Origin of the sequence: uncultured Tateyamaria sp. (assembly GCF_947503705.1) — a bacterium.
Taxonomy (GTDB): Bacteria; Pseudomonadota; Alphaproteobacteria; order Rhodobacterales; family Rhodobacteraceae; genus Tateyamaria.
In genome coordinates this window covers 122196-140876 of the sequence record NZ_CANNES010000005.1, presented here as the reverse complement: position 1 = coordinate 140876, position 18681 = coordinate 122196, and the positions used below count along the sequence as shown (strand labels likewise).

Sequence of the window (18681 nt, the reverse complement as noted above, 5' to 3'; positions counted from 1 at the left end):
GGTTCAGGTCCTTAATTCGCAGCCAACTGGGTCGCGGCCTCTGCCGCGGCCAGGGCCGTATCGTATTGTGTTACAAGGGCGGCGACCGACGGCCCGATGATGTCGAGGATCAGGGCGGGATACACGCCCAACAGGATCGTCATAACCACCAGAGGGGCAAAGATCGCACGCTCGCGGCGGCTCATGTCTGTGATCGACTTCAGGCTTTCCTTGATCAGATCACCCATCACGACCCGACGGTAAAGCCACAGCGCATAAGCGGCGGAGAAAATCACGCCCGTTGTGGCCACAGCCGCAACCCAGGTGTTAACCTGGAAGACCGCCATCAGCGTCAGGAACTCACCCACAAACCCAGAGGTTCCCGGCAATCCCACATTGGCCATGGTGAAGAGCATAAAGATCAGCGCATAGGCCGGCATTCGGGTTACGAGACCGCCATAGGCGTCAATATCCCGCGTGTGCATCCGGTCATAGATCACGCCCACACAAAGGAAGAGCGCGCCCGAGATAAAGCCGTGCGACAGCATCTGGAAGATCGCCCCGTCAATGCCCTGCTGGTTCGCCGCGAAGATCCCCATTGTCACAAAGCCCATGTGAGCGACGGAACTATAGGCAATCAGCTTTTTCATGTCCTCCTGCACCAGCGCCACAAGCGAGGTATAAACAATCGCAATCGCCGACATCCAAAGCACCAGTGGCGTCAGAACCTCGGACCCCACAGGGAACATCGGGATCGAGAAGCGCAAAAAGCCATAGCCGCCCATTTTCAACAGGATCGCCGCCAGCACCACAGAACCGGCCGTGGGGGCTTGTACGTGTGCATCAGGCAACCAGGTGTGTACTGGCCACATCGGCATCTTGACCGCAAAGCTGGCAAAGAACGCGATGAAGAGAAGCGTCTGCATTCCACCAATGATCTGCACACCGAGCAAGCTGAATGTCTCGGACGCGAAATTGTGGGTCAACAACTGCTCGATATCGGTGGTGCCCGCATCGGCAAACATGCCGACCATGGCCACCAGCATCAGGACCGACCCGAGGAAGGTATAGAGGAAGAACTTGAAGCTCGCATAAATGCGATTCGCCCCGCCCCAGATTCCGATGATCAGGAACATCGGGATCAGGCCCGCCTCAAAGAAGAGGTAAAACAGCACCAGATCCAACGCCATGAACACGCCCAGCATGAGCGTTTCCAAGAGCAGGAAGGCAATCATGTATTCCTTGACGCGGTCCGTCACGTTCCACGACGCGGCGATCACCAGCGGCATCATGAAGGTGGTCAGCATCACAAACAGAACCGAAATCCCGTCCACGCCCATTTTATATTGCAGGCCCAACAGCCACTCGGTCTCTTCCACGAACTGGAAACCGGTGTTGTTGGGATCGAACTCAAACAGAATAAAGAGCGACACCAGGAAAGTTGCAGATGTGGCAAACATCGCTACCCATTTGGCATTGCGCTGTGCCGCCTCATCCTCGCCTCGCAGGAATACACCCAGGATCAGGGCTGCCAGTGCGGGGATGAAGGTGACGATGGAAAGAAGGTTGTCCATCAGAACAGTCCCCCGAAAAAGTCAGTGAAGAAGGCGATGACGAGTACGAAGGGCAACACTGTGATCAAAATGGCCACAAAAACGGACAGGTAGGCCGTCGTGCATACAAAGAGACCTCCGCCCCCGATCACAAGCGCAGATCGCGCCAGGCCACGCTGCCACCAGTGCGGCGCGCCGAGAAAAAAGGCCGCAGCGGCCATGAGCAACACGCACGCGCCTGTCAAAAGCCAGAACTCAAACGGAAGCGCCGCAAGCATCAGTTTGCCCCTCCGGAAAGCGTCATCCACGTGACCAGAACAGCGATCCCGATCACCATGGCAAAGGCGTAGGTAAAGATATAACCGGACTGCGCCCGTCCCGCGAGCCGGGTGATAAAGGGCACGATGCCCATGGCCACCCCGTTCAGCGACCCATCAATGACGTTGCCATCGCCCTTTTTCCAAAGCTGCTTGCCGATCCACATGGCCGGTTTGACGAATATGACGTCATAGAGCTCGTCAAAGTACCACTTGTTCTTGAGGAACAAATACAAGGGCCGCTGATTTTCGGCCAAACGACCGGGCAGCGAGGGGTTTTTGATATAGAACCAGAAGGCCACGATGAACCCGATCAGCATTGCGACAAAGGGCGACAGCTTGACCCAGGTCGGCACGTAATGCGCCTCGTGCAGGATCGTGTTTTCGGGCGCGATATAGATACCCGCCTCACCTGGTCCATCTTCCATCACGTATTTCAGCTCTGAGGCTTTCGGGCTGCGCTCGGCGACGGCCTTCTTCAACTCTTCTGCCGGGGCCTCATAATGACCACCAAAGAATTTGATCACCTCGTTGGTCTTGCCAAAGAAAGACGAATACCAGATCGCACCGGCAAATACGGCGCCAAGCGAAAGAACGCCCAGCGGGATCAGCATGACCATCGGGCTTTCATGCGCGTGCTCATGGGTATGTTTGTCGCCGCGCGGCGTGCCGTAGAAGGTCAGGAACATCAGCCGCCACGAATAGAAGGACGTGAACAGGGCCGCAATCACCAGCGCCCAGAAGGCAAACCCGTTGCCCGATGCAAAGGCGCTTTCGATCACGGCGTCCTTGGATGCAAAGCCGGCAAAGCCGATCCAGCCGGTCAGCGGAATCCCCACGCCTGTGATCGCAAGCGTGCCTATCATCATGGCCCAGAAGGTGTAGGGGATTTTTTTGCGCAGACCACCGTAATTCATCATGTCCTGCTCATGGTGCATCGCGTGAATGACCGAACCGGCACCCAGAAACAGCATCGCCTTGAAGAACGCGTGCGTGAACAGGTGGAACATCGCGACAGAATAGACACCCACGCCTGCGGCCACGAACATGTAACCCAGTTGCGAACAGGTCGAATAGGCGATGACGCGCTTGATGTCGGTCTGGACCAACCCCACGGTCGCGGCAAAAAAGGCTGTGGCCGCACCCAAAATGGTGATGAATGCCGTCGCCTCAGGTGCAAACTCCATCAACGGTGACATGCGGCACACCAGGAACACACCGGCGGTGACCATGGTCGCTGCATGGATCAGGGCGGATACGGGCGTCGGCCCTTCCATCGCGTCCGGCAACCAGGTGTGCAGGATCAACTGCGCTGATTTCCCCATGGCCCCGATAAAGAGCAGAATGGCAATCAGGTTGGCCGCATTCCACTCGGCCCACAGAAAGGTCAATTGCGTCTCGGCAATCGTCGGCACAGCGGCAAAGATGTCGTCAAAGCGGATGCTGTCCGTGAGGAAAAACAGGGCAAATATGCCCAGGGCAAAGCCGAAGTCGCCCACCCGGTTGACCACAAAAGCCTTGATGGCCGCCGCATTGGCGCTTGGTTTGCGGTAATAGAAGCCGATCAAGAGGTAAGAGGCAACGCCGACCCCTTCCCAACCAAAGAACATCTGAACCAGGTTGTCGGCGGTCACCAGCATCAGCATCGCAAAGGTGAAGAAGGACAGGTAAGCAAAGAAACGGGGCTTATACGTTTCACCCTCTTTCCACTGCGGGTCTTTGTCCATGTAGCCAAAGGAATAGAGGTGCACGAGGGCCGACACGGTGGTGATCACGATCAGCATGATGGCCGTCAGACGATCCAGGCGGATGGCCCAATCGGTGGACAGGCTACCACTTTCTATCCAACGCAGGATCTGAATGCTCTGGGTCGTGCCGTCAAAGGTCAGGAACACGATCCAGGACAGTGCCGCGCTTAGGAACAGCATGCCGGTGGCGATCCACATGGCCGCCGTCTCGCCAAAGATGCGCCAGCCAAAGCCACAGAGCAGCGCGCCAACCAGTGGGGCAAAGAGGATGATAGTTTCCATGTGCCTTAGCCCTTCATCACGTTGACGTCTTCGACGGCGATGGTGCCGCGATTACGGAAGAAACAGACCAGAATGGCCAGACCGATAGCCGCCTCTGCCGCCGCAACAGTCAGGACAAAGAGGGTAAACACCTGCCCAACCAGATCACCCAGAAAGCTTGAGAAGGCCACCAGATTGATATTCACCGCCAGCAGCATCAACTCGATGCTCATCAGCAGGATGATGATGTTCTTGCGGTTGAGAAAGAGGCCAAAGATGCCAATCACGAACAGCGTCGCTGCCACCGTCAGATAATGCTCAAGTCCAATCATGTCGTCCCTCCGGGGGTGTACCCCCGTTTCTTGGTCTGATGCCGGGCGTTAGCCGCCCAACACGAATTCTGTCTTGTCGCCCCGTGCGTCGGGGTAGAGTGCGGCGCAAGCACAAGGCTCTGCCGTCAGGGTGGTCAGTTCGATATCTTTGGCGATGCCGTCCAGATCGGCGGCAATACGATCAAAAGTGGCAAAGGTGCGGGCACCCGCCTCGTGACGGTCGATGATGGCCAACGCCTTTTTGGTCCGATCAAAAGGCAAACGCGCGCTCATGTTCTCTTCCTGGCTGCGAAAGCGCAGCGCGGTGCCCGGCGCACAATCCACCAGAGTGAACGAGGTCGACGTGCCTTCCTGGCTCCACCAATCGCGCCACATCACACGGCCTTCGCCCATATCCACATGATCAGCCTCGCCCCCATGAGAAATATGCGTGGTGCGGTCACAATCTGTCAGGGTCACTGCCGAAACAGGCCCGGATAGAACCATCGCTGCCACCAGCGTGCAGGCGGAATTTTTCAAAAATTCCGAGCCGTTTTCTTTGTAAGAAAACGACATCAGAGGCCCTGCCCCGGTTTGACGTCTTTCAGCTCCATCGCCACTGCTGGATCGCGCATCATTTGCGCAACCACGTCCTGACGCTTCACATCCGAACGGTGGCGCAGGGTCAGCACGATGGCACCCACCATCGCAACCAGCAGAATCAGACCCGACAGCTGGAACAGCAGGAAATACTGGTCATAGAGGACCATTCCCAAGGCTTCGGTATTGTGGCGATCTACCGGGATGACCTGCGCACGCAGGCCCTCGGCTGCCGACGCGCTTTCCCATGCCCCAAAGGCCATCACGAATTGCATCAGGATCACAACAGCAATCAGCAGGGCAAGGGGCAGATACTTGGCCATCTCAGCCTTGAGTTCCGCAAAATCCACATCCAGCATCATCACGACAAACAGAAACAGCACTGCAACCGCGCCCACATAGACGATGATCAACAGCATCGCGACGAATTCCGCGCCCAGCAACACGAACAGGCCCGCCGCCGACAAGAAGGACAGGATCAACCACAGAACCGAGTGGACCGGGTTACGGCTGATCACTGTGAACAGGCCCCCTGTGATCACGGATATGGCAAACAGGTAGAAGGCAAATACGGTCATGTCTTGTCCTCGTCAGCATCATTCATGACCTCTTGGGCCAATTCCATGGCGCGGGTCATGGCGGGCACGCCGGCGAACATCGCCATCATGCCCAAAGTCTCGGAAATTTGTTGATCGGTGGCTCCTGCCGCACGGGCGTGACGCACGGTCTGGCGCACGGCACTGTCGGCCTGCGCGCCCTGCATGGTCAAACCCGCCAGCGTGATCAATAGACGCGTCTTGGCGTCCAGCCCGTTTTCATTCAGTGCGTTGCCGAACCAGGCTTCCATGATCTCCTTGGGCATGGTCGGCCACATGGCCTCCATCGCCTTGGGGTCAAAGCCCTTGGCCGGATCAAAAGCCGCCATCTGCGGAAAGGCCTTGGCCATTTCCTGCATCTGCTCCTGCATCTGGGCCATCATGGCGGCAAAGGGGTTTTGCGGCGTGTCAGTCACAAAAGCCCCCTCAAACGGGTTTCAAGTCCGTCCATTTCAGCAGACCACAAGCCCCCGAAATCGGGATTTTCGGCCCAAAGCTCGGCAATTTCGGAATTTTCGGCGCTGATCCGACGCACGGCTTTCAAGGCAAGTGGGATCAGATCGCGGTCTTGCTCCACATCTTCAGCATGTTCGCGCAAGCGATCAAGGTCATCCTCGTCCAACTCGGGACCCGCATCAAAGCTGGTGGCGACGACTTCGGCCGCCGCGCGGGCGGCTCCGCCCTGGTCAACTTCGATATAGTCACCCGCAGAGGCGTCAGCCGCATCCGACAACGCGCTGCGCACTGCTTCTACGCCGCCTGTCGCATAGTCTTCCTCGATCCAGTCGAGACAGCTATCGTCCTCAAATATGCCTACGCCACTCGCGCCCATTGCCTTGGTTCCCTGCCCTTACCGATACGGGGCATCAATTTCGAGATTGCGCGCAATCTCGGCTTCCCATCGCTCGCCATTGGCCAGCAGTTTATCTTTATCGTAATACAACTCTTCGCGGGTCTCGGTGCTGAATTCGAAATTCGGACCTTCCACGATCGCATCTACCGGACACGCCTCCTGGCAGAAGCCGCAATAGATGCACTTGGTCATATCAATGTCATAGCGCGTGGTGCGGCGGCTGCCGTCCTCGCGGGGTTCGGCATCGATGGTGATGGCCTGCGCCGGGCAGACCGCTTCGCACAGCTTGCATGCGATGCACCGCTCTTCACCATTGGGATACCGGCGAAGCGCGTGTTCACCGCGAAAGCGTGGCGACAAAGGCCCCTTTTCATGGGGGTAGTTCAACGTGGCCTTGGGGGCAAAGAAATATTTCATCCCCAGCTTCATCCCGACCCAGAAGTCATGAAGCAGAAAATATTTCGCGGCACGTCCATAGTCGATCTGTGTCATGTCAGTCCCCCTGCTTGCCATCATTGAGGTTCATATAGGCCCAGGCCTTGATCGCCCGCACCACGTCGTCATTATTGATGTCGACCATTTTGCCATCAGTGTCCTGGGTGACCATCTCGCATTCAGACACCACAAAGGCCGTCAGATCCGCCAGATCGTGGGCGCTTGTCGTTTTGATAGCGTCGGCCAGTTTCATCTCAGCCCCCCAACGCCCAACGGGCATAGATGCCACCGAACCAGTCGAACTTGGCCGCAAAGGCCACGAACACGACCCAGAAGAGCGAGAAGGGCAAGAACACTTTCCACCCCAGACGCATAAGCTGGTCATAGCGGTAGCGGGGCGTGATCGCCTTCACCATCGCAAAGAGGAAGAAGAAGAACGCCATCTTGGCCACCATCCAAAGCACGCCGTCAGGCAGGCCCGGGATAGGCGACAGCCAGCCACCAAAGAACAACAGGCTCATCAGCGCACACATCAGGAAGATGGCAATATATTCACCGGCCATGAACAGCAGGAAGGGCGTGGAGGAATATTCGACCTGATAACCCGCCACCAGTTCGCTCTCCGCCTCTGGCAAGTCGAACGGGGGCCGGTTGGTTTCCGCCAAGGCACTGATAAAGAACAAGAAGACCATCGGCAGATGCGGCAGCCAATACCAGCCAAAGAACCCGTATCCGGTGTCTTGGGCATTCACGATGGCACCAAAATTCATGGACCCTGTGGACAGGATAACACCGATGATGATCAAGCCAATGCTGACCTCATAGGAGATCATTTGCGCAGCGGAGCGCAAAGACCCAAGGAACGGATATTTGGAGTTCGAGGCCCATCCGCCCATGATCACGCCGTAAACCTCAAGCGAGGAAATGGCGAAAACGTACAGAATGGCCACGTTAATGTCCGAAAGGACCCAGCCTTCGTTGAAGGGGATCACGGCCCAGGCGACCATCGCCAGCACGAAACTGGTCATGGGCGCGAGCATAAAGACGGTCTTGTCAGCGCCTGCGGGCACCACCACCTCTTTGACCACATATTTCAGAGCGTCCGCTACGGTTTGCAGCAGGCCAAAGGTGCCCACCACGTTGGGGCCCCGGCGCATCTGCACAGCGGCCCAGATTTTGCGATCGCCATAGACCAGGAACAGCAGCGAAATCATGACAAACGCCACAACCGCGAGCACCTGGGCGAGGATCAGGACGGCAATGCCGCCAGGAGTGGTAAAGAAATCAGCCATAAGTCCTCACACCGTCGGTATTCCCTTCTCCGCACAGGCTGCGGCCACGACTTCGGCGTCAATGGTCCGCAATCCACGCGGCAGGGCTGGCGAGATGGTGTAAACAGCATCTGCTTTCCACACGCCAGCCTCTTCGTCTACATTTGTGCGCAAATGACGCGCAAATCCCCACCCCCGGATCAGGGTGTAGCCTGCTGCGGCACATTCCGCATAATTCGACACGTCCTGCGCACTGAGCGCATTGGTCATTTCCACGTTGAACTGCACCAGATCGTCAGACAGCAACGTGGTATCCACGCCTCGGTAATCGGGGATGAACTGCTCTGCCGTGGGCACAGGTTCACAGGCCATCAAAGGCATGCAGGTTATGAGCCATGCGGCCTTCATTCAGCGGCCAAGGCTCCGTTTGCGCGTGCTTTGACGCCAGCACTCAGTTCGGCCATAAGTTCGCTGGACCGCGCGATGGGGTTGGTCAGATAAAAGTCTGTGATGGTGGTGGTCAGCGTGCCGCCTTCCATCTTGCCCTGCTCCAGCGCTTCGCCCGCATTTTCCGCCACGATATCGATATCGCCCAGATGGGGGTGTGCTGCCACAATGGCACTGCGCAACGCGCCGATATTGTCGAAAGGCAATGTCGCGCCCATTTCACCCGACAGCGCGCGCAGGATGGCCCAGTTTTCCTTGGCCTCGCCGGGGGCAAAGCTGGCACGGGCAGCCAGCTGCGGACGTCCTTCGGTGTTGACGAACAGGCCAGGCTCTTCGGTATAGGCGGCCCCAGGCAGGATCACGTCGGCGCGGTGCGCGCCACGGTCGCCATGGCTGCCCTGGTAGATCACGAAAGCGCCCGCCGCGATGTCAATCTCGTCTGCGCCGAGGTTATATATGACGTCAGCGCCATCCACGGCTGCCATCGCATCTGGGTTTGTGGCCCCCACATCCATCGCGCCCACGCGGCCCGCAGCGGTGTGCAGGATCAACAGCCCCGACTTGGTGCTTTCGGCCAGCGCCTGTGCCGCGGCCAGCACGGCGGCGCCGTCGCCACGCGTCAATGCGCCCTGGCCGACGATGATCAGCGACGGCTTTTCCGCCACGGCAGAATGGTCACGGCCCAACAGCTCGGTGATCGTGTCGCTGCCAGTGCCGATGTGGTTGTACTCATAAGTCAGGTCGACCGCCTCGCCGATCACGCCCACATTCGCCCCTTGCGTCCATGCCTTGCGGATGCGGGCGTTCAACACGGGCGCTTCGACGCGAGGATTGGAGCCAATCAGCATGATGGCCTCGGCGGTGTCGATATCTTCAATTGCCGCCGTGCCGACGTAGGCCGCGCGGTTGCCCGACGGCAGTTTGGCCCCATCGGTCCGGCACTCGACGATCCCGCCCTGCCCTTCGATCAGTTGCTTCAGTGCAAAGGCGGCCTCGACCGGGGCCAGATCGCCAACGAGACCGGCCAGGTTCGACGCACCTTTGATAGCCTCCGCCGCCTTGCCCAAAGCTTCGGGCCATGTGGCGGGGCGCAGCTTGCCATTTTCGCGGACATAGGGCTTGTCCAGACGCTGGCGGCGCAAGCCGTCCCAGACGAACCGGGTCTTGTCCGAAATCCATTCCTCGTTGGTGCCGTCATGGTTCAGCGGCAGGAACCGCATGACTTCGCGGCCCTTGGTGTCCACGCGGATGGAGGAGCCAAGGGCATCCATCACATCCACGCTTTCGGTCTTGGTCAGCTCCCACGGACGGGCCGTGAAAGCATAGGGTTTCGACACCAGCGCACCCACCGGGCAAAGATCAATGATGTTGCCTTGCAGGTTCGAATCGAGGGTTTCACCCAAGTAGGACGTGATCTCGCTGTCTTCACCCCGACCGGTCTGGCCCATCTGTGTGATCCCTGCGACTTCGGTCGTGAAGCGCACACAACGGGTGCAGGAGATGCAGCGGGTCATGTGGGTCTCGACAAGGGGGCCAAGGTCCAGATCATCCACGGCGCGTTTGGGCTCGCGGAAGCGCGAGAAATCCACCCCGTAGGCCATTGCCTGATCCTGCAAGTCACATTCGCCGCCCTGATCGCAAATCGGGCAATCCAGCGGGTGGTTGATGAGCAGGAATTCCATGACCCCCTCACGGGCCTTTTTGACCATGGGCGAGTTCGTTTTGACAACCGGGGGCGCGCCCTCGGGACCGGGGCGCAAATCCTTGACCTGCATGGCGCACGAGGCGGCGGGTTTTGGCGGACCGCCCACAACCTCGACCAGACACATACGGCAGTTACCCGCAATCGACAGACGCTCGTGATAGCAAAAGCGCGGGATTTCGATCCCGGCTTCTTCACAAGCCTGGATCAGGGTCAGGGCCGGATCGACCTCTACCTCTTTGTCGTCGATGATGATCTTGCGGGTGTTGCTCATTGCGTCAGTTCATCCTCAATAAAGCGCCAATCTGGCTCTCTTTTTCAATCTCTGCCTGGCCAAGCAAGCAATAGGTTTCGGGCGCGTCACTTTGCACACCCGCAGCCGCCAAATAGGCGGCACGCTTGGCCAAAAGGCGGCTCTTTTCCACATCGGATTTGCGGTAAGCGTCTATCTCGTCGTCGGAATAACCCAGATCACGGGCACGCCCCTTGAGGCCGTTGACCAACAGTACCGCCTTGACCATCCGGGCCGATATGCTGGGGCAATTGTTGCGGATTTCGTCCGCGATGCCGACAGCCAAAATGGTGCCGTCAATCTCGGGCACATCCCGCAAATGCGGTTTGGCCAGGGCTGCCCCTGCCGTCATGCCAAGAAGAATTGCCATAGTCATTGCGCGCATCACATCTCTCCACCTTGTACGCCATTGCCGCGTTATGTGGGAAAGCATTGTTCTGATATGCAATATCAAGCCGTTCCCGGGCACGCCAGCACCAAAATGCCGCGATTGCACATCGTGTTCAGGTCAGGGGGTGCAGGTGCCGGTCAAAATCAGGCGATCATTGGCGATGCGCAGGGTTCCATCCTCGGCATCAGGCCCTTCAGTCCAGTCCACGGCGGAGGTTCCGAAGTTCTCGATACAGTAGCGCGTCGCCTCATAGCGACCCGCCTCGCGCGCGCCTTCGATGGAAGAAGACGCGGGTGACACCGTCACCTCGAACACGTCGCGCTGCTTGTCCACCTTGCTTGCGGTCGAGCGGAAGAACACCCCGTCAAAGGCCACCTTGTCCGCCCGCCGTTCGGCACAGGCGGTCAGCAGCAGGGCCGCGATCAGCAACGCGCCGGTCAGCAAGGCCGGCCGCGCGTCGTTCAGGGTGAGGGATTTGGTCTTGGTCATCTTGGTCTTCTCCACCGCCGTTCTTGCGCCGCGTGGCCCTTGGATGCGTCAGTTCGGCGCATCTTGCAAGTGGGCCCAGCCAAAGGCGTGGTCACTATTGCCATGGTTCCCAAGATGATGAAAGCGCTCCATCGCCTCAGCCACAGTTGGGATATGCCCCTTCGGCACCCACCACATCACCAGCCGCGTGCCTTGCTGGTCCAGATCGTACCACTCGGCCTTGCGATCATAAAACTGCTTGTGCACGGTCTGAAAGACAAAGTGGCGAAAGCTGGCGACATCCTGCCAGACTGACAAAGTCGAGGCGGTGCGAGGATTGCCTCCCAACGGGCCACCCAGATCAAGCTGCGCCGCCTCCATATCCTCGGTTTCCATATGCCAGATGTAACCGGGGCTGCGGCGCGCAATGTCATAGACGCGATCAAGGTTGTTCTGAAAGTCCGCCACCCGCGGATCGTCCCAGTCGTATTTCAGGGTGCCGATGTTGAATTCAGCGAGGGGCATCAAACGTCGTCTTTCGTGCGCAGCCTGTTGGCCACGGATTTAGCCAGCGCAAAGAGCACAACCATGACGCCAATAGAGGCGACCCCCAGCAGCGTTTGCGCAACAAAGCCCGACACCCCAAAGCGAAAGAACAAGATCAGGATAAATGCGGGCAACGCGAATACGCAAATCGCCAGACCGATGCTGGCAGCCTTGCCCCACCCATCCGCGCGCGCAAGGGTATAGAGGGACAGGCCAAACAGAATAGCGGTGGCAAGGAGGTAAAAGCTATCCAATTGCATTCTCCCGGATCGAAACTGAGGGCGTCACACTAAAGGAGGCCTTTTAGATCGAGAAACGTCAAAAGAGTGATCGCAGCAATCGCAAGCAAAACAATCGACATCACAAACGGAACGGTCGCAGGTCGAGGGTCCGGTTTAACAGACCCGTCCGCACGGAAAGACACCTTGCATCGCGCACACCGCACAGCCTCGCCAAAGGTCAGACCGTTTTCGTGCCCACAGATGGAACATGTTCCATGGTGCGGCGGCATCGGTGCTTTGGAAACCAACGTTTACTCCGCAGCGATCCGCTTGTGCCTGATCCGATCCTCGATCTCGCCCCGGAAATTCTTGATCAAACCCTGGATTGGCCAGGCGGCCGCATCGCCCAAAGCACAGATTGTATGCCCTTCGACCTGCTTGGTGACGTCCAGCAGCATGTCGATCTCCTCGACCTCTGCCTCGCCGCGCACCAGACGGTCCATCACGCGCATCATCCAGCCTGTGCCCTCGCGGCAAGGCGTACATTGACCGCAAGACTCGTGCTTGTAGAACTTGGACAACCGCCAGATCGCTTTGATGATGTCGGTGCTTTCGTCCATCACGATGACCGCGGCGGTGCCGAGGCTTGACCCTTTTTCCTTCAACGCATCGAAATCCATGATCGCGTCGCGCATGTTCTCGCCCGTCACACAAGGCACCGACGATCCGCCGGGGATCACGGCCTTGAGGTTATCCCAACCGCCCCTGATTCCGCCACAATGCTTGTCGATCAGCTCTTCAAAGGAAATCGACATGGCCTCTTCGACGACACACGGGTTGTTCACATGACCCGAGACGGCAAAGAGTTTCGTGCCCGCATTGTTCGGACGGCCAAAGCCGGAAAACCAGGACGCACCGCGCCGCAGGATCGTAGGGACGACAGCAATGGATTCCACATTGTTCACTGTGGTCGGGCAGCCATAAAGGCCCGCGCCCGCCGGAAACGGCGGCTTCATCCGAGGCATGCCTTTTTTGCCCTCAAGCGATTCTAGCAACGCCGTCTCTTCACCGCAGATATAGGCCCCTGCCCCGTGGTGCAGGTAGATGTCGAAATCCCAGCCGGAACCAGCCGCATTCGGGCCAACCAGACCGGCATCATAGGCCTCGTCGATGGCCGCCTGCAGCGCCTCTTTCTCGCGGATGTATTCGCCACGAATGTAGATGTAGCAGGCATGCGCATTCATCGCGAAGGACGCAATCAGGCACCCCTCGATCAGTGTATGGGGATCGTGGCGCATGATCTCGCGATCCTTGCAGGTGCCCGGCTCCGATTCGTCGGCATTCACAACGAGATACGCAGGACGCCCATCGCTTTCCTTGGGCATGAAAGACCACTTCAGACCAGTGGGAAAGCCCGCGCCGCCACGGCCACGCAGCCCGCTGTCTTTCATCTCCTGAACGACCCAATCGCGGCCCTTCTGGATCAACTTGTCGGTGCCATCCCAATGGCCACGGGCCTGGGCGCCCTTCAGCGTCCGGTCGTGCATCCCATAAAGGTTGGTAAAGATCCGATCCTTGTCAGCAAGCATGCGCACTTAATCCTTGTCACTCTGGCGGTCCCGCCAGATCCCAATTGCAATCCAAAACGCCCAGGCGAAACCGGCCAGGGCCGCAAGATCAAACAGGGCGCGCGTCCGATTGGACCAGCCCAGATAAGACCCCGCAATATTCGCACAAACCCAGAGCAGCCCAACCCCGGCAATGACCAGCGCCAGTCGCTGGCCTGCCTTGTTGGATGAACCCGGATCTTGCGTCATCATGTGTCGGCGTTAGTAAACGCCGCCTTTCTTGACCTTGGACGAGAACTCGGTGGTTCCGCCTTCGGCCAGAATTTTCGCCTGTTCGACCCAGTTGTCGCGGCTCACGCGGCCCTTGAAGCCTTGCAGGTTCTGATCGACCCACGCGACCTCGTCCGCACCCCAGTTGCCGACCTGATCAAAGTGGTAAAAACCCATCGAATGCAACAGCGCCTCAAGCTTGGGCCCCACGCCCTTGATCTGTTTCAGATCGTCCGGGCCACCGTCACGGGCCGCGCTCAGTGTTTCGGGCTTGGTGCCGGGGCCTTCGGCTGCAGGCGCAGGTGCGGCCGATTTGGCGGGTGCCTTTTTCGCAGGTGGTTTCTTGGCTGGGGCCGGTGTTGCAGCCTCACCCTCGTATTTCCACTCGCCTTTGCGCGCGGCAAGGTCCTCTTGCCCGGGTAGCGGTTTGGACGGTTTGACTTCGGCCTCTGTGACGGCCGGTGCGGACGCCGCCGCTGGCTTTGCTGCGGCAGGCTTCGGCGCGGGTGTTTCCTCCTCAGCCGTGCCAATGGTTGCCGTACCGATCGGGGGCAAGGGACGACACAGGATGAAACTGATCAGAGCACCTGCAACGACGAAAAGAACCGCGCCGATGAACGCCGCCTGCATAAAGCTCCAGCCGCCAAGCACCATCAGCAACACCGCCGCCAACACGCCCGCGAGCAATGCCACGGCCCAGGTGCCGATTGCGCAGCTCATCATTCCTTGATTGTTGTCCATCTCGTGTCCCTCTCCCGTGTTCACGATCACTTACTCGTCATACATACCGTCTTTTTTCGCACGTTTGGAAAATTCTGTCTCGGCACCGGTGGCGAGGGCCTTGGCCTGCGTGACCCAATTGTCACGGCTGACGCGCCCCTTGAAACCTTTGAGGTTCTGATCGACCCATGCAACTTCGTCCGCCGTCCAGGCCGCGACCTGATCAAAGTGGAAAAAGCCAAGTTCATGCAGCAGGTTTTCCATCTTGGGGCCGACGCCTTTGATCATCTTGAGATCATCCGCCTTGCCACCGCGGGCCGCGTCCAGAGTCTCAGGCTTGGTGCCCGGCCCGTCGGCAACCACAGGGGTGTCTGGTTTGGCTGCGGAAACCGCATCAGTCGGGGGTGTCTTGTTGACCGGCTTTTTGCTTTTTGCAGAGGCTTTGGGCTTGGCCGATGCATTGGCAGCTTTGCCCTGCCATGGCGCGATCAGGGGCACTTCGGTGCCGTCGATGCGCTTGACCGTGTCGCCAATATCCGTCGCCAGTTGGACGGAGGCGTTATATTTCGTGTGCCCGCTGTCGAAATCCTTGAGGGTCGTCAGACCGCCCAAAGGCTCCGCCGCATACCGGCCATTCTGAGGCCCCGGCGTCGGCACCTCGCCAGCAGCAAGCGCATCGATCAGCTCGCCCATGCGCGCAGCGGTCAGATCTTCATAATAATCCTTGCCGATCTGGGCCATGGGCGCGTTGGTGCAAGACCCCAGGCACTCCACTTCTTCCCAGCTGAACTTGCCATCTGCGCTCAACTGATGCGGCTTCTTGGCGATCTTTTCCTTGCAGACGGCCACCAGATCTTCGGCCCCGCAGATCATGCAGGACGTGGTTCCACAGACCTGAATATGGGCAACAGAGCCAACAGGTTGCAGTTGGAACATGAAGTAGAAAGACGCCACCTCAAGGCCCCGGATGAACGCCATATCGAGCATGGTGCAAACGGCCTCGATTGCCGGGCGTGTCAACCACCCCTCCTGCTCTTGGGCACGCCACAGCAGCGGGATGATGGCCGACGCCTGACGGCCTTCGGGATATTTGGTGATCTGCGCTTCGGCCCAGGCCTGGTTGGCGGGGGTAAAGGCAAAGCTGTCGGGTTGTTCAGCGTGAAGTCGACGTAGCATGGATCAGTTGAACCCTTTTGGTGAGGCGTGCCAATGTCCCGCCTCTTGGAAGTATGTATGTTTGGCGCGCAGGATCAGCATCGGCGTTCCAGACGGTCCGTGCGCTCACCCAGACCAACAAGCCCGTTTCTGCGCTCAAACCTGCGGTCTTCAACGGACAACGCCCTCAATCCCAGATAGGAATAGGTCAATGGTATCAGAGTGTTGAGCGCCTCGTCTTTCCGACATTCGGTCACGCTGCGCTGCAAATCCCCGACCATGTCGTCGAACCGGCGCTCTTGCCCATCGAACAAGGTGCACAAGACGGCTGTGGCCTGCGCACGCAAGAACGCATTGCGGGCGTCGATGACCGGGTATTTCGCAGAGGCGTCGCAATCGCTGTCGATCGTGCAGGCGGAATAGGCGCGGTATTCGTCAGAAAACGGGGACGGACCGCAAGCCGGTTCACTGGCAGCCGCGTGCACGGTGCCAGCCAAAAGAACCACCAAGGATGCTGTCAACCGTTTCACCGGTCAATCTCCCCGAAGACAACGTCCATGGTGCCGATAATGGCAGCAACATCAGCCAGTTGGTGGCCGGTGCTGATGTAGTCCATGGCTTGCAAATGCGGGAAGCCGGGGGCACGGATCTTACAGCGGTAGGGTTTGTTCGACCCGTCCGCCACCAGATAGACACCGAACTCACCCTTGGGGGCCTCGACAGCGACATAGACCTCGCCCGCAGGCACGTGGAACCCTTCGGTATAAAGCTTGAAGTGGTGGATTAGGCTTTCCATCGAGGTTTTCATGTCCGAGCGCGACGGCGGCGTGATCTTGCCCCGGGCCAGAACGTCACCAGGACAATCGCGCAGCTTGGCAATGGCCTGTTTGATGATGCTCACCGATTGGCGCATTTCTTCCATGCGGCACAGGTAGCGGTCATAGCAGTCGCCATTCTTGCCCACAGGGATCTGGAAGTCGAATTCGTCATAGCATTCATAGGGTTGCGCACGGCGCAAGTCCCAGGCCAGGCCCGATCCGCGCACCATCACACCAGAGAAGGCATAGTTTTGAATGTCTTCCTCGGTCACCACGCCGATGTCGGCGTTACGCTGTTTAAAGATGCGGTTTTCGGTCAGCAGCCCGTCGATATCGGCCAGCACGTTCGGAAACTCGTGGGCCCATTGTTCGATATCGTCGATCAGGTCATCCGGCAGGTCCTGATGCACGCCACCGGGGCGGAAATACGCCGCGTGCAGACGCGCACCGCAGGCCCGCTCGTAAAAGATCATCAGCTTTTCACGCTCTTCAAAGCCCCAGAGCGGCGGGGTCAGCGCGCCCACATCGAGGGCCTGCGTGGTCACGTTCAGAATGTGGTTCAGAATGCGCCCGATTTCGCAGTAGAGCACGCGGATCAGTGAGGCGCGGCGGGGCACTTGCACGCCTGTCAGCTTTTCAATGGCCAGACACCAGGCATGTTCCTGGTTCATCGGGGCAACGTAGTCGAGCCGGTCGAAATAGGGCAGGTTTTGCAGATACGTCCGGCTTTCCATCAGCTTTTCGGTGCCACGGTGCAACAGGCCGATATGCGGGTCGCAGCGTTCCACGATCTCGCCGTCAAGCTCTAGCACCAGCCGCAAAACCCCATGCGCCGCAGGGTGTTGCGGGCCAAAGTTGATGTTAAAGTTGCGGATTTTCTGTTCGCCCGTCAGGGCGTCTTCGAAACCTTTGGAACCGTCCATTAGCTTCTCCACTTCTTCGTTGTGAGACCGGCACACGGTATGCCGTCAGAGTCGTTTCGTTCGGCTTCGGGCGGAAAGTTGGAGAGTATTGATCGCATGAGCATCCCCCCGCAATAAGCGATTGCGCAGCCGACAAGAGCCACACCCATAACGTATGCGATTGGGGACATCAAAAAACCGGCAGAGACTTCGTTGAGTTGCAGAGGGCCGCCCTTTGAGATGCTCGTCATGCTGATCAAACCCAACAAACCATAACCCCAGAGCCGACACTTTAGGCGGGTCCCTTTTGAATAGCGTTCATCACAGAAGTGCGCCAAAGCAAATAAAGCTCCAACGGCCAAGAACATCAGAATCCATGCTTCAGCCGCGTAAAAACCATCGAAAAACGCTGTCGGGAAATTGGCGAAACCAGGCATCACCGCTTCTCCATCTCTTGCAGCTTGATCGCCATGAGCCACAGCAGAATGATCGTCCCGACCGGCAGAATGCAGAACACTGCGTAATACTTGTGGAACCCGAAATGCGGTAACAGCTTGAACATCGGGATGATGCTCGCTGCTGCGATCAAAACCCACCAAAGCACACCGTCCATCAGCTTTTCCCCGCGTCTTTCTCATCGCCGGGCAGGATATATTCGGCCCCTTCCCAGGGAGACATGAAGTCGAACTGGCGGTATTCCTGGACCAGCGAAACGGGTTCATAAACCACCCGCTTTTCCACCTCGTCATAGCGCACTTCGGTATAGCCCGTGGTCGGGAAATCCTTGCGCAGCGGATGGCCGCGAAAGCCGTAATCGGTGAGGATGCGGCGCAGGTCCGGGTGACCGGAAAACAGGATGCCGAACATATCGAACACTTCCCGCTCAAACCAGTTGGCCGAAGGGTGTACGTCGGTGATCGAGGGCACCATTTCATCCTCGCGGATCGACACACGCAGGCGGATGCGATGGTTCTGGTACATCGACAGGAAATGGTAAACGACGTCAAAGCGCTTGGCCCGGCCGGTGTAGTCCACCGCCGTGATATCCACGAGGGTCGAGAATTTGCAGGTCGCGTCCGTCTTCAAAAACTCAACCAGCCCCGTGATGCTGGAAGGCGCCACATCCACGTTCAGCTCGCCTTGACTCACATCCCAGGCCAGCACGCAATCGGGGCGCTTGGCTTCGACGTAAGTGCCGAGTTCGTTTAGTGCTTCGGTCATAGTCGCTCCTTGTAGGACTATTCTTGCGCGCGGCGC

At 58.5% G+C, this 18681-nt stretch carries 26 protein-coding genes; all 26 read right to left on the bottom strand.

Annotated features, from left to right (window positions below):
- Nucleotides 1-11: 11 nt before the first annotated feature.
- Complete coding sequence (locus Q1A44_RS13055; RefSeq protein WP_299625646.1) at nt 12-1553, bottom strand: NADH-quinone oxidoreductase subunit M; 1542 nt, start codon at nt 1551-1553, stop codon at nt 12-14.
- Nucleotides 1553-1753, bottom strand: coding sequence for a hypothetical protein (locus tag Q1A44_RS13050; protein ID WP_299625643.1), 201 nt, complete (start codon nt 1751-1753; stop codon nt 1553-1555). Before Q1A44_RS13050 ends, Q1A44_RS13055 begins: the two co-directional genes overlap by 1 nt.
- A 56-nt stretch (nt 1754-1809) precedes the next feature.
- A complete protein-coding gene (gene nuoL, locus Q1A44_RS13045) occupies nt 1810-3879 on the bottom strand; it encodes an NADH-quinone oxidoreductase subunit L (RefSeq protein ID WP_299625640.1) in 2070 nt (689 codons plus the stop codon).
- Nucleotides 3880-3884: 5 nt separating this feature from the next.
- A complete protein-coding gene (nuoK, locus tag Q1A44_RS13040; protein WP_187428658.1) occupies nt 3885-4190 on the bottom strand; it encodes an NADH-quinone oxidoreductase subunit NuoK in 306 nt (101 codons plus the stop codon).
- 48 nt (nt 4191-4238) lie between these two features.
- Nucleotides 4239-4745: a hypothetical protein gene (locus tag Q1A44_RS13035; protein ID WP_299625637.1), complete on the bottom strand. Its 507-nt coding sequence runs from the start codon at nt 4743-4745 to the stop codon at nt 4239-4241.
- Nucleotides 4745-5347, bottom strand: a complete 603-nt coding sequence (locus Q1A44_RS13030) for an NADH-quinone oxidoreductase subunit J (protein ID WP_299625634.1) — start codon at nt 5345-5347, stop codon at nt 4745-4747. The genes Q1A44_RS13035 and Q1A44_RS13030 overlap by 1 nt, the downstream gene beginning before the upstream one ends.
- The gene (locus Q1A44_RS13025) at nt 5344-5781 is read right to left on the bottom strand and encodes a carboxymuconolactone decarboxylase family protein (RefSeq protein ID WP_299625631.1); all 438 of its coding nucleotides are present in this window, start codon (nt 5779-5781) and stop codon (nt 5344-5346) included. Before Q1A44_RS13025 ends, Q1A44_RS13030 begins: the two co-directional genes overlap by 4 nt.
- Entirely contained in the window at nt 5778-6197 is a 420-nt protein-coding gene (locus Q1A44_RS13020) for a DUF4259 domain-containing protein (RefSeq protein ID WP_299625628.1), read from the bottom strand. The genes Q1A44_RS13025 and Q1A44_RS13020 overlap by 4 nt, the downstream gene beginning before the upstream one ends.
- Nucleotides 6198-6215: 18 nt before the next feature.
- Nucleotides 6216-6710 (bottom strand): NADH-quinone oxidoreductase subunit NuoI, encoded by a 495-nt coding sequence (gene nuoI, locus Q1A44_RS13015; RefSeq protein ID WP_299625625.1) that lies wholly within the window; start codon nt 6708-6710, stop codon nt 6216-6218.
- Between the two features lies 1 nt (nt 6711).
- Nucleotides 6712-6906 (bottom strand): hypothetical protein, encoded by a 195-nt coding sequence (locus Q1A44_RS13010; protein WP_299625622.1) that lies wholly within the window; start codon nt 6904-6906, stop codon nt 6712-6714.
- 1 nt (nt 6907) lies between these two features.
- A complete protein-coding gene (nuoH, locus tag Q1A44_RS13005; protein ID WP_299625620.1) occupies nt 6908-7945 on the bottom strand; it encodes an NADH-quinone oxidoreductase subunit NuoH in 1038 nt (345 codons plus the stop codon).
- Nucleotides 7946-7951: 6 nt separating this feature from the next.
- Entirely contained in the window at nt 7952-8296 is a 345-nt protein-coding gene (locus Q1A44_RS13000; RefSeq protein WP_299625617.1) for a hypothetical protein, read from the bottom strand.
- 32 nt (nt 8297-8328) lie between these two features.
- A complete protein-coding gene (gene nuoG, locus Q1A44_RS12995; RefSeq protein ID WP_299625614.1) occupies nt 8329-10347 on the bottom strand; it encodes an NADH-quinone oxidoreductase subunit NuoG in 2019 nt (672 codons plus the stop codon).
- A 4-nt stretch (nt 10348-10351) separates the two neighbouring features.
- Nucleotides 10352-10750, bottom strand: a complete 399-nt coding sequence (locus Q1A44_RS12990) for a DUF5333 domain-containing protein (protein ID WP_299625611.1) — start codon at nt 10748-10750, stop codon at nt 10352-10354.
- A gap of 123 nt (nt 10751-10873) precedes the next feature.
- Entirely contained in the window at nt 10874-11245 is a 372-nt protein-coding gene (locus tag Q1A44_RS12985; protein WP_299625608.1) for a hypothetical protein, read from the bottom strand.
- 48 nt (nt 11246-11293) lie between these two features.
- Nucleotides 11294-11749 (bottom strand): DUF3291 domain-containing protein, encoded by a 456-nt coding sequence (locus tag Q1A44_RS12980; RefSeq protein WP_299625605.1) that lies wholly within the window; start codon nt 11747-11749, stop codon nt 11294-11296.
- Entirely contained in the window at nt 11749-12024 is a 276-nt protein-coding gene (locus Q1A44_RS12975) for a hypothetical protein (RefSeq protein WP_299625602.1), read from the bottom strand. The genes Q1A44_RS12980 and Q1A44_RS12975 overlap by 1 nt, the downstream gene beginning before the upstream one ends.
- 278 nt (nt 12025-12302) lie before the next feature.
- The gene (gene nuoF, locus Q1A44_RS12970; protein WP_299625599.1) at nt 12303-13580 is read right to left on the bottom strand and encodes an NADH-quinone oxidoreductase subunit NuoF; all 1278 of its coding nucleotides are present in this window, start codon (nt 13578-13580) and stop codon (nt 12303-12305) included.
- 6 nt (nt 13581-13586) lie between these two features.
- On the bottom strand, nt 13587-13811 hold the full coding sequence (locus Q1A44_RS12965; RefSeq protein WP_299625596.1) for a DUF5337 domain-containing protein: 225 nt from the start codon (nt 13809-13811) through the stop codon (nt 13587-13589).
- A gap of 9 nt (nt 13812-13820) precedes the next feature.
- Nucleotides 13821-14552: a hypothetical protein gene (locus tag Q1A44_RS12960; RefSeq protein WP_299625593.1), complete on the bottom strand. Its 732-nt coding sequence runs from the start codon at nt 14550-14552 to the stop codon at nt 13821-13823.
- A 48-nt stretch (nt 14553-14600) separates the two neighbouring features.
- Nucleotides 14601-15725 (bottom strand): NADH-quinone oxidoreductase subunit NuoE, encoded by a 1125-nt coding sequence (nuoE, locus tag Q1A44_RS12955; protein ID WP_299625590.1) that lies wholly within the window; start codon nt 15723-15725, stop codon nt 14601-14603.
- A gap of 74 nt (nt 15726-15799) precedes the next feature.
- Nucleotides 15800-16234, bottom strand: coding sequence for a hypothetical protein (locus Q1A44_RS12950; protein WP_299625587.1), 435 nt, complete (start codon nt 16232-16234; stop codon nt 15800-15802).
- Nucleotides 16231-17445 carry an NADH-quinone oxidoreductase subunit D gene (locus Q1A44_RS12945; protein ID WP_299625585.1) on the bottom strand — a complete coding sequence of 405 codons (1215 nt, stop codon included), beginning with the start codon at nt 17443-17445 and terminating at the stop codon, nt 16231-16233. The genes Q1A44_RS12950 and Q1A44_RS12945 overlap by 4 nt, the downstream gene beginning before the upstream one ends.
- Nucleotides 17445-17861: a hypothetical protein gene (locus Q1A44_RS12940; protein ID WP_299625582.1), complete on the bottom strand. Its 417-nt coding sequence runs from the start codon at nt 17859-17861 to the stop codon at nt 17445-17447. Before Q1A44_RS12940 ends, Q1A44_RS12945 begins: the two co-directional genes overlap by 1 nt.
- Complete coding sequence (locus Q1A44_RS12935; RefSeq protein WP_299625579.1) at nt 17861-18037, bottom strand: hypothetical protein; 177 nt, start codon at nt 18035-18037, stop codon at nt 17861-17863. Before Q1A44_RS12935 ends, Q1A44_RS12940 begins: the two co-directional genes overlap by 1 nt.
- Entirely contained in the window at nt 18037-18645 is a 609-nt protein-coding gene (locus Q1A44_RS12930; protein ID WP_299625576.1) for an NADH-quinone oxidoreductase subunit C, read from the bottom strand. The genes Q1A44_RS12935 and Q1A44_RS12930 overlap by 1 nt, the downstream gene beginning before the upstream one ends.
- Nucleotides 18646-18681: the final 36 nt, after the last annotated feature.